This is a genomic window from Alteromonas sp. 009811495, assembly GCF_028865455.1.
Lineage (GTDB): Bacteria > Pseudomonadota > Gammaproteobacteria > Enterobacterales > Alteromonadaceae > Alteromonas.
Window position 1 is genome coordinate 971,527 of the sequence record NZ_CP113972.1, and the last position, 14,033, is coordinate 985,559.

The following is a 14,033-nucleotide window of genomic DNA, read 5'->3' on the forward strand; positions in this document are numbered from 1 at the left end:
TGCAATGGTGAGTAATTTTCGTGGTATTAAGCCGTTGTTATTGGCAACGTTGCTGCTTGTTTTGTTTGCTTGCAGCAAAGCGCCTACGCCTTACACATGGCCGCTACCCGACTATGTACCTAAGCCCGTGGTACCTAAAGATAACCCCATGACAGAAGAAAGCGTTCTACTTGGTAAAACGCTATTTTTTGATACTGCATTAAGTGGCAACAACACGTTATCTTGTAGCAGTTGTCATGCGCCTGAATACGCCTTTGCAGAACCTAAGGCAGTGTCAATTGGCGCAGCGGGAGACGCATTAAATCGCAATGCATTGGCGCTGGTTAACGTTGCCTACAATGCAACTTTTACGTGGGCGCACAACAATCTAGAAAGTATTGAAAAGCAAATTATGATCCCGCTGTTTAACGAGCATCCTATTGAGATGGGCGTTACAGGCAACGAACAGCAAATTTTAGCACGCTTAAATACCCCCGTTTACCAGCAACTATTTGAACAAGCTTATGGTACAAAAGCCCCTACGATGGACACGGTGGTGAAGGCGCTGGCCAACTACGTTCGAAGTTTGGTGTCGTTTAATAGTGCGTTTGACGATTATGCCTATGCTGGCAACGATGACGCATTAACCGCCCAGCAAATAGAAGGGCTAAACCTGTTTTTTTCCGAACGCACAGAGTGCTTTCATTGTCATGGTGGGGTTAACTTTACCCAGTCTTCCAAACACAGCTTTCAGGCATTTGCTGTACAGCCATTTCATAACACAGGGTTATACAATGAAGATGGAAAGGGCAGTTATCCCGCCTCAGACATGGGGCTTTATAGCGTAAGCCACAATAAAAAAGATATGGGGAAGTTCAGGGCACCAACGTTGCGTAATATTGCCTTAACCGCTCCTTACATGCACGACGGCAGTATTGGTAGTCTTGAAGAGGTTATCGAGTTTTATGCCCGTGGTGGAAATAAAGCTAACGAGCTAAACCCGTATCGCAGTCCTTTTATTAAAGGTTTTTCCCTTTCAGAATCTGAAAAAGCAGCGCTCGTTGCTTTTTTGAACAGCTTGACTGACGAAAAGTTTTTAAAAACCCATAATAGGCACAAAAATTAGTGTTTTTTTACTCAATTGCTACATTTTGTGGTTATACTTTGTACTTACATATCAACCAAATGCTTATGTGCTGTTTGTTAACATCGTGATAAACTCAGTCAATTACAAAAGTTGTTAACATAATAAAAAGCAGGTAAGTGGTCGCGGAGATGAAAATGACTGAAAAACCTTTTATTACTAGTGGTCGAAATACCATCATTCATAAAATAAGAAAATTGGATCTATTGGTAATCAATGGTGACGAGCATCCGCCAGTTCTTGTAACCTACAAGGGCATTAAAGAGTATGAAGGCAAAGTGCCTGAAAATAAGCGCGATGCAAAGATGATGGACATGGAATTGGTTGACGTTACAACCAGCGACGTATTTGGTGACGAGAAAACATTGTTGTTTATTCAAACATTGAACGGCAAAGAGTACAAAATTGATTATTCAAAAATTGGTACTAGCATGTTCATCAAAATTCACCAAGACAGCACGTTTTAATAACGTACGGTGTGTGTTGTACACACCTGTTTTGTTGATGGGGTTAGGCAATCTGGCCCCAGTTGTCTGCAGTTAATGAATTAAACCCTCTAATCATTTTTCCTTTCCCTTTAAACTGCACATAGCGTTTTTTGAAAATATTAAATCTACAAATGTCGACGGGTGTGACTTCCGACGCATTAACACCTGAAATGACGCCTGCCGTTTTTAAGCCCTCAGCGATTAGCTCAGAACAAAACCAGCTATCAAAATCTTCTTGATTGTATGTAATGCCGCCAAACACAGGGTGGTCGTCCAGCGCATCAACAGCCGAACCAAACAATTGCCATAAATCATAAGGCTTACCGTCTTGTTCAACCATAAAGTCAAAAAAGTGTTTTCTGTTTTGCTCAAATACACTGCGCGAGGCGTCTGATAATGGTAACCACCATACGTCACCGTCATAGGAAGAAATGCGCTCGCTCAAACGGTTTGTCATAACACCGCGCTTGCCATTAAACGAGGTGGCTTCCATAACGTGATTAAAGTAGCGGTTTGATTCGTCGCGCATTTTAGTTTTTGTGACAATGGCAACATGCGTCACAACTGAGCGGGTGGTGAGTTTAGTCCAACGTGAGAATAGACTATTGCCGCCAAATGCAATGATATCACCAGGCTGCATGTGTTCTCTAATGTGATGGTATTGCTGTTGCTCTAACATATTCCTTCCCTGGTGTCGTTTTTATAATGGTGAGGATACATCTTTTTGGGCGAATGTTTCAAAGTGTGTGTTAAGCACGACTAATAACAGTTTAGCCCGATTATTAAACCTCGCAAATTGTGCACTTGTCGCAACGTCGCAAATAGCGGGGCTTTAACGAATTTATAGCGTGATGTTCACAAAGTTTCACTAATTTAATGGTGCGGAGGCAAAAAGAGGTAGTCACCGCGTTGCCGAATATTATCAGAGGAACTTGTTATGTTTATGTCACGCCGCGTTACTAAAATGACCCTAATCGGTCTTACTTTTGCTTTTGGTGCTACTGCTACTGCAGCACAAGCAGGTGGTTACCCTAAAGAAATGGAAAACGATTTAATTGCTGTTTGCGAAGCCGTAAAAAGCGATAGCCGTTTAAAACTAGACCGCGCTGTAAAAGCGACGGGTTTGAGCATGCGAGACCTGCACGAAGGTTTGGTATGTAACGGAGAAGATATGATTACGTTTGCGCTAACACATAACGCAACGAAAAACGGTGCGCTTATAGCGCGACGAGTCAGTGCAGAGCCAAGTGTGCTAACTGCTAAGCGATAGGTACTGTGTTTTTAACCCTGGCGATTTGGGCTGCAAAGCCTGCAGCTCCTTTTTCGCCCAGGCTTTATACGCGCTTATCCGCATTAGTGGGTAGCAAATTACATTATTAGCGTATGCAAGGGAAAGCAGATGATCGCACTGGTTTTCTTACAATCACTTTCTCAACAACAAGCACTTGTTGATATTCTGCGTAAGATCAATATTTTCTCGCAGATCTTTGAAGCTGAGTCGACAGGGCATTGTTTAGCGTTGGCCGAGAAACACCCAAACTCAATAGGGTTTTATTCTGTTGCGCAGTCGAGTCGGAATTTAGCGTCTCGATACTGGATTGCTGTTGGCGAAAAAGACCATGAAGCACTGCTGGCTTTTCAGCACAATGCGTCTAGCTTCGTTATTCACCCATTTGACGATGAGCAAGTCGCACAGGCTATTTACCGTGTACAAGACAAATACCACTACTATGAGCGTGGATACCAATTTAACTTATTAGTAGAAGGGTTATGTAAACAGTATGGTGTTACAGAATCTGCTTTACTTGCCACACTTCGACGTCAACTCTCACAACACAAAGAGCCCAGTGTTGTCGGTATTCGTTCTGAAAACGGTTGGTGTTGCCTAGACCCTGCCGAAATTAAGTGGATTGAAGCGGCTGGCGATTATATGTGTGTGCAAACCTTGTCGGAAAACATTGTTGTGCGAACCACACTTTGCGACTTATTAAAACGCTTAGGCGAGCAGCACTTTAAACGCTGTAATCGTTCTGTGGCAGTTAACGCAAAACACGTAGCTCACTTAGAGCAAAAGTACAATCAACAGCGCGTTATCATGCAAGGCGGAGAGGCGTTTAAAATAACCCATAAATACTACTACCAATTCTGGCAAACAAGGTAGTTGTCTGCGCTTTTACCCGCGAAGTATCATTGCCTTAAGACCATGGTCGCGCTGGTAGAGCAAGCACTAAATCGCTACACTCTTTGGTTACGATTAGCGGCCTAAGAGAAATAGGAAAAACGTGCGACAATTCCTTCACTATGTAGTGGGTGGTGCACTTGTTTTTAGTGCTTATTACCTAAGCCTATTCATTGTGCACGTCACTGCTTTACCTATTCCGGCACCACTACTTGGATTATTACTCTTGTTAGGCGTGCTGTTTGCCGCGCCCTCGTTCGAGCGTCATGTCGCTAAATTCGCACTTTTCCCTCTTAAGCACATGTCACTATTATTTGTTCCTGCCGTGTTAGGTGTTTCGCTTTACTGGGCAGATATTGTAGAAAATGCTTTAGGCCTATTTATCGCTATTGTTTTAACTACCGCGGTAAGCCTTGGGGCGACGGCATGGTTTTCTCAGCGCCTGTTTATCAAAAAAGGTGACAATAGCCCTTATGATTGACGCTCTTCAACACGCATTTAGTATTAAGGGAATGGCTTGGCTATTGGTTTCTATCGTCAGCTATATAATTGCGCTAAAGGTACATCAGCGTCTGAATAATCATCCCATATCTCACCCGCTCATTATTACCGCCATTACTGTGGGCTTGTGTTTATTCATTTCACAAACTAGCGTAAGTGACTATCAGTTGCATGCTTCGCTTTTACATTGGCTACTCGGGCCTGTGACAGTGGCTTTGGCTCTGCCTATCTTTCGGCAATGGAAAATACTTAAGCATTACGGATGGCGGTTACTGTTGAGCATTGCTTTTGGTGGCGTAATAGCACCGGTAAGTGCATGGTTTTCACTTTTTTTACTCGATGCACCAGTAGCGATGCAGTTAACTATGCTTGCGAAATCCATCACTACGCCGTTAGCAATGGAAGCATCTGCGCATATTGGCGGCATTCCTGCGTTGGCAGCGGTTTTTGTGATTGTGACTGGCGTGGTAGGCGCTATCTTGTCAGGGACTGTATTTGCGTTTCTTTCAATTGTGAATAAAAAAGCGCAAGGAATAGCGCTGGGTACGGTTGCACATGCCGTAGGCACTGCCAAAGCAATTCATATGGGAGACGATGTTGCTGCTATGGCAACACTTGGGCTGTGCGTTAATGGTGTCTTTACCGCCTTTGTTCTTCCACTATTATTCAATGCTTACTTCGCTTGAAAATGTAAAAGCTGCTGGCAAATTTCTACAAAAGTGCTATTTGTTAGAGTGATGTTTAGTAGCACAATATAAACAACTGCAAATCGTCTCTTCAGTTAAACGAAGTAATGCCGATACAATGCTAACAATTGAAAATTTCGGTGAAAGCTGGTTTCAAAAACTAGGTGGTAAAAGAGCTTAATGTTTTCTGTTCTCGTCTGCGACGACTCGTTAGTTGCACGTAAACAAGTTGCCAAATGCCTTCCTCAAGATTGGGAAGTTGCGGTGCACTTCGCAAAAAATGGCCAAGAGGCGCTCACTGCACTGGGTGAAGGTAAGGGGGATCTCCTTCTTCTTGACCTCAATATGCCAGTTCTTGATGGTTATGGCACACTGGAGGCAATCAAAAAGCAAGGTCTTAGTACCAAGGTAATTGTGGTTTCTGGGGATATTCAGCCGGAAGCACACGAGCGCGTTACTGCTTTGGGGGCACTAGACTTTATTCGAAAGCCGGTGGATCCCAAAACACTTGCCGATGTGCTAGATAAGTTCAATATTCTGCATGCCGAAGAAGAAGTTGAAGAAGAAGCTTCGCCGCTCGACCCGGATATCCGCGATTGTTATCAAGAGATAACCAATATTGCTATGGGGCAAGCAGGGGATCACCTTGCGCGCATCATGAATGTGTTTGTTGAATTGCCCATCCCGAATGTAAATCTTATCGAAGTGTCTGAACTTCACATGATGCTTTCTGACATCGAAAGTCACGAACAGGTTACCGCAGTTTGCCAGGGCTTTTTGGGCCCGGGTGTAAGTGGTGAAGCCTTGTGTATTTTAAGTGACTCAAGTTTTGATGATGTTGCTAAAATTCTTAACGTAGAAGGCGAAGTTGACGACCAGTTACAGTTAGAGCTGTTAATGGACGCTGCCAGTATTTTGATTGGAACCTGTTTAACCGGCCTTGCTAATCAGATGGATATTAACTTCAGCCAAGGTCATCCGATTGTATTAGGTCAACACAGGGCAATCACTGAAATAATTAGCATGAATCAAATTAAGTGGAAGCGAACCCTGGCCATTGAATTGAGCTACGGTTTGGAAGGCTACAATGTGCAGTGTGACCTTATTTTGCTGTTTACTGAAGAGTCGATGAAGATGATGAATTCGAAGCTTGCCCACTTGTTGGAGGACTTTTAATGAGCCAACATTTAGACGAGTTGCAAGAATTCCACTGGATGATGGACATGTTGCAGTCTGTCGACGTGGGTATCGTTGTTCTTGATCGCAACTTTTCTGTGCAAGTGTGGAACGGTTTCATGGAAAGTCACAGTGGCCTTTTGCCCAGTGAAGTTCGCGACAAATCGCTTTTCACCTTGTTCCCCAGCATCAAACAAGATTGGTTTATGAAGAAGGCCAAGCCTGTGTTTGATCTCAAAACCCGAGCATTTATGACATGGGAACAACGCCCTTATCTATTTAAGTTTCCTAACTATCGGCCGATTACAGGAAGTGAGTCTTTCATGTATCAAAACATCACATTGTCGCCGCTGACTTCAGCGACTGGCAAAGTAGATTATATCAGCATGATGATTTACGACATGACAGATGTGGCAGTAGGTAAAAAGCAATTGGAAGCGCTACAGGTAATGATCTCAGAAGCGCAAGAATCTAAACGCTCGCTCTAACCTACCATTGCAGTGGCCATCGTGACATAAAGGGTATAGTTGGCCAGCCATCAACGCCACATTGTTCTAGCTTTAACAAATACATGTTTTTTCGTGTTTAACACGTTAACGTGTGTGGAGAGTTTTTATGCCATTTAGCCATAATACGCATAGCAGCATTGGCGTTATCTTTTTTCGAGCAGTAGCGATTTTTGGGGCAATGTTAATGTTATTTGCCTGTGGTGGTGGCGGTGGCGACAGCAGTTCCGGTGATGGCTCGGGCTCTGGCAATTCCACCCTTGTGGTAAGTGCAGGACCAAATGCCACAGTGACTGAAGGCGTGACGTATACATTGAGTGCTGAAGTTAGCGGCGGCGATGGCACCTATACGTACAATTGGAGCGCTTCACCCTCTCTTACTATTACTCATGAAGATACCAGTTCGCCTGCTGCCAGTTTTGTTGCGCCAGCTGTCAGTAATGCTACGCAATACACGCTTACTGTTTCGGTCAATGATCAAAGCGGTAATACGGCAAGCGACGCAACTGTTATTACTGTTGCTCCCGTTAACATTGCGCCAGAAGCCAGTATCGACGTACCGCAATGGGATGGCCTTTCGGCGAATACGTTCCCTGGCGGTGTCGAAATTGTGTTTGATGGTTCAGGCAGCACAGATCCCGATGCGGCATCATCTGAGTCATCTATTTCTGATTACAGCTGGTCTCAAACAAGCGGAACTAATGTAATAAGCGGAGTAGATACAAACCTTTCTACATTAACTATTGTCACGCCTGTTGCCAACGACTCGCAAACACTTTCTTTTACGTTGATGGTAACCGATTTAGAAGGTGCAACCGATACTGACACAGTAACTATTACGGTACAGTCGCAGCAAGACACAGTGCCCGTTGTAAATGCGGGATATTCGCAAGGCGTGTTCAGCGGCGAAGTGGTTATCTTGGATGGTGAAGCTAGCACTAGCATTAGTGACGCAGAACCACTTGTTTATTCATGGGAAAGAAGCAATAACATAAGTACCGCTGCGCAATCAGCACAGCAAAACCCCGTTTATAGTAATGCCATTGATGATGATACTGCCCTGTCTACATTTGCCATTGCTCCAATGGTATCGGCCGCGACGGTAGTGACTTACACCCTTACGGTAACCGACGCAAACGGCAATAGTGTTGAGGATACTATTAACGTACAAATTCGCCCTATGCCCACACCGCTTATAAACGATACCGGCTTTTTACAGCAGGCCACTAACGATGCGCTAACACAAGCTCAGCAGAACGACTTTCCCGGTCAAGATGGCCAGCGAGGTGCCGACATCATTGAGCAAAATGGTTTTATTGAAAAAGCGGGAAGGGGCAAGGCTGGGTTTGATTTCACCCGCCTTAATGCCAATGGCGATGAACAAGACGGCTCTGCTGATAGCTGGTCATGTGTTCGCGATAACGTGACAGGGCTTGTGTGGGAAGTGAAAGCCGATGATGGTAGTTTTCAAGATGGTGGATTTACTTATTCGTGGTACAGCGAAGAAGTGAACGGCGGCTTTGAAGGCGATGAAACCGGTGCTAACGCAACTTGTTTACTCACAAACTGCAACACCTCAGCTTACGTGGCCGCTGTTAATGCCCAAGGCCTGTGTGGGTTTTATGATTGGCGACTGCCTACCCACCACGAGCTTTTCTCGTTAATGCATTTAGGTATTGCCGACGATGTTGCCATTGATGAAGACTATTTCCCAAATACCGGAAGCGTATCGACAGAGCCTTTATGGTACTGGACGTCAGTGCCAAGCGCAGACGGTGTAAACAGCGATAATGCACAAAATGCGTGGGCATTAGATTTTGACTCTGGTGTGGATAATTTTCTCAATAAATCTACTGCCGCGCGAGTACGGTTAGTAAGAGCAGGGCGATAATTATGAAAAAAAGAAAAGAAGGTAAAACATTTTTATCCGCGTTGTTGGTGGCCGCTAGCATGTTGGTTTCATTCGCTGTGAATGCTCAGGAATGTTTGTCTGATGGGTTAGAGACAACACCTAACGATAACTTTTCTGCGGTAACATCAAGTACCTTGCTAGATACAACAACTGACCTTGTTTGGCGCAGATGCTCTGAAGGGCAAACGTGGAACGGGTCAACGTGCAGTGGTGAAGCGGTCAAATACACATGGCAGCAGGCACTGCAGTTAGCACAACAAGCAAGTAACGAAGATTTACTAGGTTGGCGGTTGCCAAACGTTAAAGAGTTAGCCACGCTAACGGAGCGCGACTGCGTGCGTCCGGCCATAAATACTTCACTTTTTCCTGCAACGCCTCCAGATGACTTTTGGACATCAACACCGTCGGTTGACGACCCTGATAGGGCATGGGTAGTGGCGTTTTTTAACGCAAGTCATTCAATTAAAGAGAAAGATCGATTCATTTACGTTAGATTAGTGCGCACGTACACCGAGTAAAATCGACGCGTCGTACCGCGCTTTTTACAGTCAGTAATCGTTGGTGAAATGACAATGCAGACTTAATACTAGTCTTTGGTATAACATACTTACCTAACACTTTTACTCTGAAAAGCACGCACTATAATGCGTGCTTTCTTTTTAGCTCATGTTCAACCTGATTTTTAGCACGTTAGACTCATGATGGCTTTCATTTTTCCATAAGCTAGCCACAATGTTGTTATGAAAATGATATCGCGCCTAAAGGCTGCACTCTTCACAATTTGTTTGTTCGCTGGACTCTCTACATCGGCGCAGGCTGAGTATACCTGCAACATCGACTTTGCATACGGAATTGCCGTGAACAAAAACCAGCTTAGGGTTATGGATAAAACCCGCACCGTACTTCAAATAAATAATCAGTCTCAACTTTTTATTGGCGGTCGCTGGCAAACATTAGATGATGAACAGCGAAAATGGCTTTATGAGTATTCTTCTGGTTTGCATTATGTAGTGCCAAAAATGATAGTGCTTGCAACAGAAGGTGTCGACTTGGCAATAGATACCATTGAGCATGTGTATTTAGGTTTAGTGGGTAGCGATCACGAAAGCTATGAGCGTTTGAACACGGCCATGAAACGGGTTCAAAATCGCGTTAAAGATAAATTTAGGCACGCCAGTAACCACTATTTCATAGGCCCCGGATCGCTGGAGAGTGTCGATGACTTCGTTGATAGTGAAATTGAAGCGCAATTAGAAGAAGCTATTTCCACGTCTGTTGGTGGTATCTTATCTGCGATTAGTGGCATTAATACGAATAGCGGCGAAGTGAACCAAGAAAAAGTGGCTGAAATAACCCGTCAGCTTAACAATGTTGGTGAACAGTTAGATGTGGGCGATAAAGCCACTACATTGCGAAAGAAAGCTGAATGGTTCTGTGAGAAGTTAAAACGCTTAGATATAGCTGAAGAAAAGCTACGAGAATCAGTGCCAGCGTTTGAGGCTTACAACATTATTACGGTTCAAAAAAGAAAGCCCGATTAAATCGGGCTTTTTTGTATTAATTCGCGGCTTTTAAAAGTATAGGTTTCTTACCTGCAAAGTCTATCCAAGGATTGTCATTAAGCATCTTCGTACCTTGAACACTGGGCTCTTCATATCGCATCACAAAGTGTTCAGGTCCATGTGCGTAGGCAACGACCAATCCGTAATCTGCATCTAGGAAGCCGCCATGTGGAACAAGACCTGGGTAACTAATGCGCCATGCGTGATCATCTATGCCAACGTGAGCCAAGGTTAGTTTACCAACCACATTGTCAGGCAAAACGAAAAACCAAGTCCATGAGCCACCCGACACAATTGTCATAACTTCATCTATACCCACGCCGTTATCAGCACTATTTACATGAAGTTTTCCGAATTTTTCTTGTAAATACTCCTTCACTTCAGTAGTCATTGCCTTCATATCGTATACCTTCGGATATGGCGCAACACCTATTTCAGACGTGGATAAGAACCCGCCTCGGTGTGATTCTGGTTGGCGCCCAGCCTTAGCTATTTCATTCAATAATTGTCCGCGGTGAAGCGAAAAATAAGACAAGAGCTGTTTGCTTTCATCACTGGTGATTGCACGCTTAGATGATGCCACTAGAATGGGCTTTGCTTCTTCGGGTAAAGGTAATGTGCTTACTCTCACGCCCACTTGCAATAGGTGCTGGTTAACTGCCTTGATACCATGCACATCGTTGCGTCCGTCACTGAATGAAAGTGTAAGCCTGTTATTGGAGATTGTTTGTTCTGCGTGGGCTTTGAATATGCCAGCGTTTAAAACTGTAAATATAAATACTAACCCGAGTACTTTTTTCATTGCTATAGCTCCTATCAAATATCACATTGAGGTGACTGGTTTATTAGGAGCACAGTTTATGTGTGCTGTAAGTGTCGAAAAACATGACTTGAGTTAACTTATTGTTCACTATTAGTAAACAATGTTGTTTGGAAAGTCGGTAAAGCGCAATGAGAACAAGAAAAACAGAGAACGCTGCTAGGTGGATAGGTGACTTATAAGAAAGTCGATAAAGACTCTTAATTTAGGGGATTGTTCTTTATGGTAAGGGTACAGTGCGTACAGAGTGTGATTTTCTGATTTCCAATCAGGCATAAGCTCCACAACATGCCCTGCCGCTATAGCGTCGTCCACAATCATCTTAGGCGTTAAGGTAACGCCAAGCCCCGAAACGATAGCCTGCCTTAAGCCTAAGCCATTGTTTACAGCATATGAACTTGGATTCGGGTGAACGGTCTGCGTCTGAGTACCTTTAGTGAAAACCCAACTGCGAGACGATGATAGAGTATAGATAAGACAATTATGAGAAAGAAGATCCTTTGGTTCAGTCAATTTAGGGTTAGCGGCGAGGTATTCGGGAGATGCACATACTACGCGTTCGATATCTAAAAGCTTGCGAGACTTTAAGCTCGAGTCCTTTAGAATTCCACCACCTCTAATAGCGATATCAATGCCCTTTTCCAGTAAGTCCACATAGCTATCATCCATCGTTACTTCTATCGATACGTTGGGATATTGTTTTTGAAAGCGACAAATAATGGGGTTTATTTTAAGAACGCCTAATGTCATAGGGATACTGATTCTTAACGTGCCCCTCAAAACATTCGACGTCTCGAGTATAGAAAGATCGGCATTGGCCAAATCATTGAGAATAGCCGAGACGTGATTGTAGTATGCCTTCCCACTTTCGGTAATGTGAAGCTTCCGTGTTGTGCGGTTAATAAGTGCAGTTTTTAGCGAGTCTTCTAGCTCGTTAATATTCTTGCTAACTGCTGCTTTAGATAAGTTTAAATCTTCAGCAGCTGCACTAAAGCTACCAAGCTCTATCACTCTTCTGAACACTTCAAGCGCTCTTAACTTATCCATAAGCGTTTCCAATTGTTTACTATTAGTGAATTATTATACCACCAGCCGAACACTTATCTACTCATGGGAAACCACTGGCATGTTGGGTTTCTTCAAATCAATCCAGCGAGTGTATTTTCCACTGAATAAGATGTTGGAGAGGGCACATCGGCGCTTGGTCTGGCGCTATACAAAACACGAAAGTAAAGAATTAAGGTATCGTCTGCCTTTATGGGTTACTTGCCAATGGCTGTTATTAGCAGTAAGCAAACCTTGTTGCTGTGCATCATCGAGTGCCCGCTTAACATCCGTTGACAAACTAATGCCTGTGAAGTTGGTAAAGTCCTCAATAGGGCAGGGTTCAACCAATCTAAAGCGGTTCATAAAAAACTCAAAGGGAAGGTCGTCACTAGCAACTTGCGTTTCGCTATCGAGATATGGACGGCTCAATTCCATATAGCCACGAGGGTGTTTAACCTTTACTGTTCTATGTATGGTGCCATTTTTGGCATCTGTTATTTTGCCATGCGCGCCACATCCGATACCAAGATAGTCTCCAAAACGCCAGTAGTTCAAATTGTGACGGCATTGATGGCCCGTTTTTGCATAACCTGATATTTCATATTGATGGTAGCCTGCCGCTTCTAAAAGCGCGTGACCTTTTTCCTGAATGTCCCACAACACATCGTCATCAGGGAGTTCAGGAGGACGAGAATAAAAAGGCGTGTTTGGCTCAATCGTAAGCTGGTACCAAGACAGATGATAAGGGTCTAGCGCAATGCCTTGCTGCAAATCAGCCATTGCATTGTCGACGCTTTGCTCTGGCAGGCCGTGCATAAGATCTAAATTAAATGTGGGCAGGCCCGCGCTGTGTGCTTGCTTTACGGCATTTTCGGCTTGGCTTTCGTTGTGAATGCGACCAAGCACTTTTAGGTGCTTTGGCTGAAAGCTTTGGATACCTACAGATATTCGATTAACGCCAGCTTGATAAAAGCCGGCAAATCTTCCTGCTTCTACCGTGCCTGGGTTGGCTTCCATGGTTATTTCAGCGTCATCACTTAAGTTAACCCGCGCTTTCACACCGTTTAAAATGTCGGCCATGGCGTCTGGGGAAAACAAGCTGGGTGTGCCACCACCAATAAAAATGGTTTCTATTGGGCGATCGCCAATACGCTTGGCGTCAATGGCTAAGTCATCTAATAGGTGAGCAACGTACTCTTTTTCGGGAAGTTCAGACTTAAGCCCGTGAGAGTTGAAATCACAGTAAGGGCACTTCTGCACACACCAGGGTATATGAATGTAAAGGCTTAGCGGAGGATTACGCAAAGTTTACTCTCATGCTATCAAGCAAAATGGCCAATGCCTTACCGCGGTGGCTAATGCGGTTCTTTTCTGCTTTTTCAAGCTCTGCCGCGGTGCAGCCATGACTAGGTACATAAAACACAGGGTCGTAGCCAAAGCCGTCATTGCCTGAGCGCTCGGTGAGTATTTCACCTTCCCATTTTCCTTGGCTAACTAAAGGAACGGGATCATCTGCGTGGCGCATAAACACTAATGTACAGAAGAAATGGGCTTTACGTTTGGCTTCGCCATCAAGCGAAGCTAGCAGTTTGTCGATGTTAGAATCGTCTGTAGCATCAGCGCCAGCATAACGGGCAGAGTAAATACCAGGTGCACCACCAAGAGCATCTACTACTAAGCCAGAGTCATCAGCAATCGCAGGAAGACCTGTCACCTGTGCTGCATGACGCGCTTTAATGATGGCATTCTCAACAAAAGTAGTGCCTGTTTCAGGCACATCAGATACCCCTAATTCTTTTTGCGTAACAACGTCTACACCATAATCAACAAACAGTGACGCAAACTCGCGCACCTTGCCTTGATTACCCGTTGCTAAAACAATTTTCTCAGGAAATTTCATAGTACTCTCTTTTGAATTGGTTGCGAGGCCGCGCGATGAACATCGGCTGCGGGAGGGGCAATGCTTCCACAAACACGCTGTAAACACGTCCGTGTGCGCTCCGCTGCCGCATCCATGCGGCAGAGGGGTTGTT

Annotated in this window: 16 protein-coding genes; 11 read left to right on the forward strand and 5 right to left on the reverse strand. The window is 44.3% G+C overall.

Features of this window, described 5'->3' with window-relative positions; genetic code table 11:
- Window positions 1-4 precede the first annotated feature (4 nt).
- Together OZ660_RS04380 and OZ660_RS04385 are read left to right on the forward strand one after the other, a co-directional pair.
- Window positions 5-1,105, forward strand: a complete 1,101-nt coding sequence (locus OZ660_RS04380; RefSeq protein ID WP_274742696.1) for an MbnH family di-heme enzyme — start codon at window positions 5-7, stop codon at window positions 1,103-1,105.
- A 155-nt stretch (window positions 1,106-1,260) separates the two neighbouring features.
- Window positions 1,261-1,590: a hypothetical protein gene (locus tag OZ660_RS04385; protein ID WP_202263999.1), complete on the forward strand. Its 330-nt coding sequence runs from the start codon at window positions 1,261-1,263 to the stop codon at window positions 1,588-1,590.
- Between the two features lie 43 nt (window positions 1,591-1,633).
- Here OZ660_RS04385 and OZ660_RS04390 read toward each other — a convergent pair whose 3' ends face one another.
- Window positions 1,634-2,290 carry a hypothetical protein gene (locus OZ660_RS04390; protein ID WP_274742697.1) on the reverse strand — a complete coding sequence of 219 codons (657 nt, stop codon included), beginning with the start codon at window positions 2,288-2,290 and terminating at the stop codon, window positions 1,634-1,636.
- Between the two features lie 258 nt (window positions 2,291-2,548).
- On the opposite strand from OZ660_RS04390, the gene OZ660_RS04395 reads away from it, so the two are divergent.
- From OZ660_RS04395 to OZ660_RS04435, 9 genes are all read left to right on the forward strand, one after another.
- A complete protein-coding gene (locus OZ660_RS04395; protein ID WP_274742698.1) occupies window positions 2,549-2,881 on the forward strand; it encodes a DUF3718 domain-containing protein in 333 nt (110 codons plus the stop codon).
- Window positions 2,882-3,010: 129 nt separating this feature from the next.
- Window positions 3,011-3,772 carry a LytR/AlgR family response regulator transcription factor gene (locus tag OZ660_RS04400; protein WP_202264002.1) on the forward strand — a complete coding sequence of 254 codons (762 nt, stop codon included), beginning with the start codon at window positions 3,011-3,013 and terminating at the stop codon, window positions 3,770-3,772.
- A 121-nt stretch (window positions 3,773-3,893) separates the two neighbouring features.
- Window positions 3,894-4,271: a CidA/LrgA family protein gene (locus OZ660_RS04405; RefSeq protein WP_274742699.1), complete on the forward strand. Its 378-nt coding sequence runs from the start codon at window positions 3,894-3,896 to the stop codon at window positions 4,269-4,271.
- Complete coding sequence (locus OZ660_RS04410; protein WP_274742700.1) at window positions 4,264-4,977, forward strand: LrgB family protein; 714 nt, start codon at window positions 4,264-4,266, stop codon at window positions 4,975-4,977. The genes OZ660_RS04405 and OZ660_RS04410 overlap by 8 nt, the downstream gene beginning before the upstream one ends.
- A 180-nt stretch (window positions 4,978-5,157) precedes the next feature.
- Window positions 5,158-6,153 (forward strand): response regulator, encoded by a 996-nt coding sequence (locus OZ660_RS04415; RefSeq protein ID WP_274742701.1) that lies wholly within the window; start codon window positions 5,158-5,160, stop codon window positions 6,151-6,153.
- Window positions 6,153-6,641, forward strand: coding sequence for a PAS domain-containing protein (locus OZ660_RS04420; protein WP_159623788.1), 489 nt, complete (start codon window positions 6,153-6,155; stop codon window positions 6,639-6,641). Before OZ660_RS04415 ends, OZ660_RS04420 begins: the two co-directional genes overlap by 1 nt.
- Window positions 6,642-6,840: 199 nt before the next feature.
- Window positions 6,841-8,550, forward strand: a complete 1,710-nt coding sequence (locus OZ660_RS04425; protein ID WP_446698965.1) for an Lcl domain-containing protein — start codon at window positions 6,841-6,843, stop codon at window positions 8,548-8,550.
- Between the two features lie 2 nt (window positions 8,551-8,552).
- Complete coding sequence (locus tag OZ660_RS04430; protein ID WP_226432386.1) at window positions 8,553-9,089, forward strand: Lcl C-terminal domain-containing protein; 537 nt, start codon at window positions 8,553-8,555, stop codon at window positions 9,087-9,089.
- A 228-nt stretch (window positions 9,090-9,317) separates the two neighbouring features.
- Window positions 9,318-10,112, forward strand: coding sequence for a DUF2884 family protein (locus OZ660_RS04435; protein WP_159623831.1), 795 nt, complete (start codon window positions 9,318-9,320; stop codon window positions 10,110-10,112).
- Between the two features lie 16 nt (window positions 10,113-10,128).
- On the opposite strand, the gene OZ660_RS04440 is transcribed toward OZ660_RS04435, so the two are convergent.
- The 4 genes from OZ660_RS04440 to OZ660_RS04455 all read right to left on the reverse strand — a co-directional run bounded on the left by OZ660_RS04440 (window position 10,129) and on the right by OZ660_RS04455 (window position 13,900).
- Window positions 10,129-10,935, reverse strand: a complete 807-nt coding sequence (locus OZ660_RS04440) for a hypothetical protein (protein ID WP_274742703.1) — start codon at window positions 10,933-10,935, stop codon at window positions 10,129-10,131.
- A gap of 177 nt (window positions 10,936-11,112) precedes the next feature.
- On the reverse strand, window positions 11,113-12,000 hold the full coding sequence (locus OZ660_RS04445) for a LysR family transcriptional regulator (protein WP_274742704.1): 888 nt from the start codon (window positions 11,998-12,000) through the stop codon (window positions 11,113-11,115).
- Between the two features lie 165 nt (window positions 12,001-12,165).
- Window positions 12,166-13,305, reverse strand: a complete 1,140-nt coding sequence (gene hemW / locus OZ660_RS04450) for a radical SAM family heme chaperone HemW (RefSeq protein ID WP_274742705.1) — start codon at window positions 13,303-13,305, stop codon at window positions 12,166-12,168.
- A complete protein-coding gene (locus OZ660_RS04455; protein ID WP_274742706.1) occupies window positions 13,298-13,900 on the reverse strand; it encodes an XTP/dITP diphosphatase in 603 nt (200 codons plus the stop codon). The genes hemW and OZ660_RS04455 overlap by 8 nt, the downstream gene beginning before the upstream one ends.
- Window positions 13,901-14,033: the final 133 nt, after the last annotated feature.

What these genes read in the sequence shown, in the direction of transcription:
- OZ660_RS04380 (WP_274742696.1), top strand. Translation starts at nt 5, where the DNA reads ATGGTGAGTAATTTTCGTGGTATTAAGCCGTTGTTATTGGCAACGTTG.
- OZ660_RS04385 (WP_202263999.1), top strand. Translation starts at nt 1,261, where the DNA reads ATGACTGAAAAACCTTTTATTACTAGTGGTCGAAATACCATCATTCAT.
- OZ660_RS04390 (WP_274742697.1), bottom strand. Translation starts at nt 2,290, where the DNA reads ATGTTAGAGCAACAGCAATACCATCACATTAGAGAACACATGCAGCCT.
- OZ660_RS04395 (WP_274742698.1), top strand. Translation starts at nt 2,549, where the DNA reads ATGTTTATGTCACGCCGCGTTACTAAAATGACCCTAATCGGTCTTACT.
- OZ660_RS04400 (WP_202264002.1), top strand. Translation starts at nt 3,011, where the DNA reads ATGATCGCACTGGTTTTCTTACAATCACTTTCTCAACAACAAGCACTT.
- OZ660_RS04410 (WP_274742700.1), top strand. Translation starts at nt 4,264, where the DNA reads ATGATTGACGCTCTTCAACACGCATTTAGTATTAAGGGAATGGCTTGG.
- OZ660_RS04415 (WP_274742701.1), top strand. Translation starts at nt 5,158, where the DNA reads ATGTTTTCTGTTCTCGTCTGCGACGACTCGTTAGTTGCACGTAAACAA.
- OZ660_RS04420 (WP_159623788.1), top strand. Translation starts at nt 6,153, where the DNA reads ATGAGCCAACATTTAGACGAGTTGCAAGAATTCCACTGGATGATGGAC.
- OZ660_RS04425 (WP_446698965.1), top strand. Translation starts at nt 6,841, where the DNA reads ATGTTAATGTTATTTGCCTGTGGTGGTGGCGGTGGCGACAGCAGTTCC.
- OZ660_RS04430 (WP_226432386.1), top strand. Translation starts at nt 8,553, where the DNA reads ATGAAAAAAAGAAAAGAAGGTAAAACATTTTTATCCGCGTTGTTGGTG.
- OZ660_RS04435 (WP_159623831.1), top strand. Translation starts at nt 9,318, where the DNA reads ATGATATCGCGCCTAAAGGCTGCACTCTTCACAATTTGTTTGTTCGCT.
- OZ660_RS04440 (WP_274742703.1), bottom strand. Translation starts at nt 10,935, where the DNA reads ATGAAAAAAGTACTCGGGTTAGTATTTATATTTACAGTTTTAAACGCT.
- OZ660_RS04445 (WP_274742704.1), bottom strand. Translation starts at nt 12,000, where the DNA reads ATGGATAAGTTAAGAGCGCTTGAAGTGTTCAGAAGAGTGATAGAGCTT.
- OZ660_RS04455 (WP_274742706.1), bottom strand. Translation starts at nt 13,900, where the DNA reads ATGAAATTTCCTGAGAAAATTGTTTTAGCAACGGGTAATCAAGGCAAG.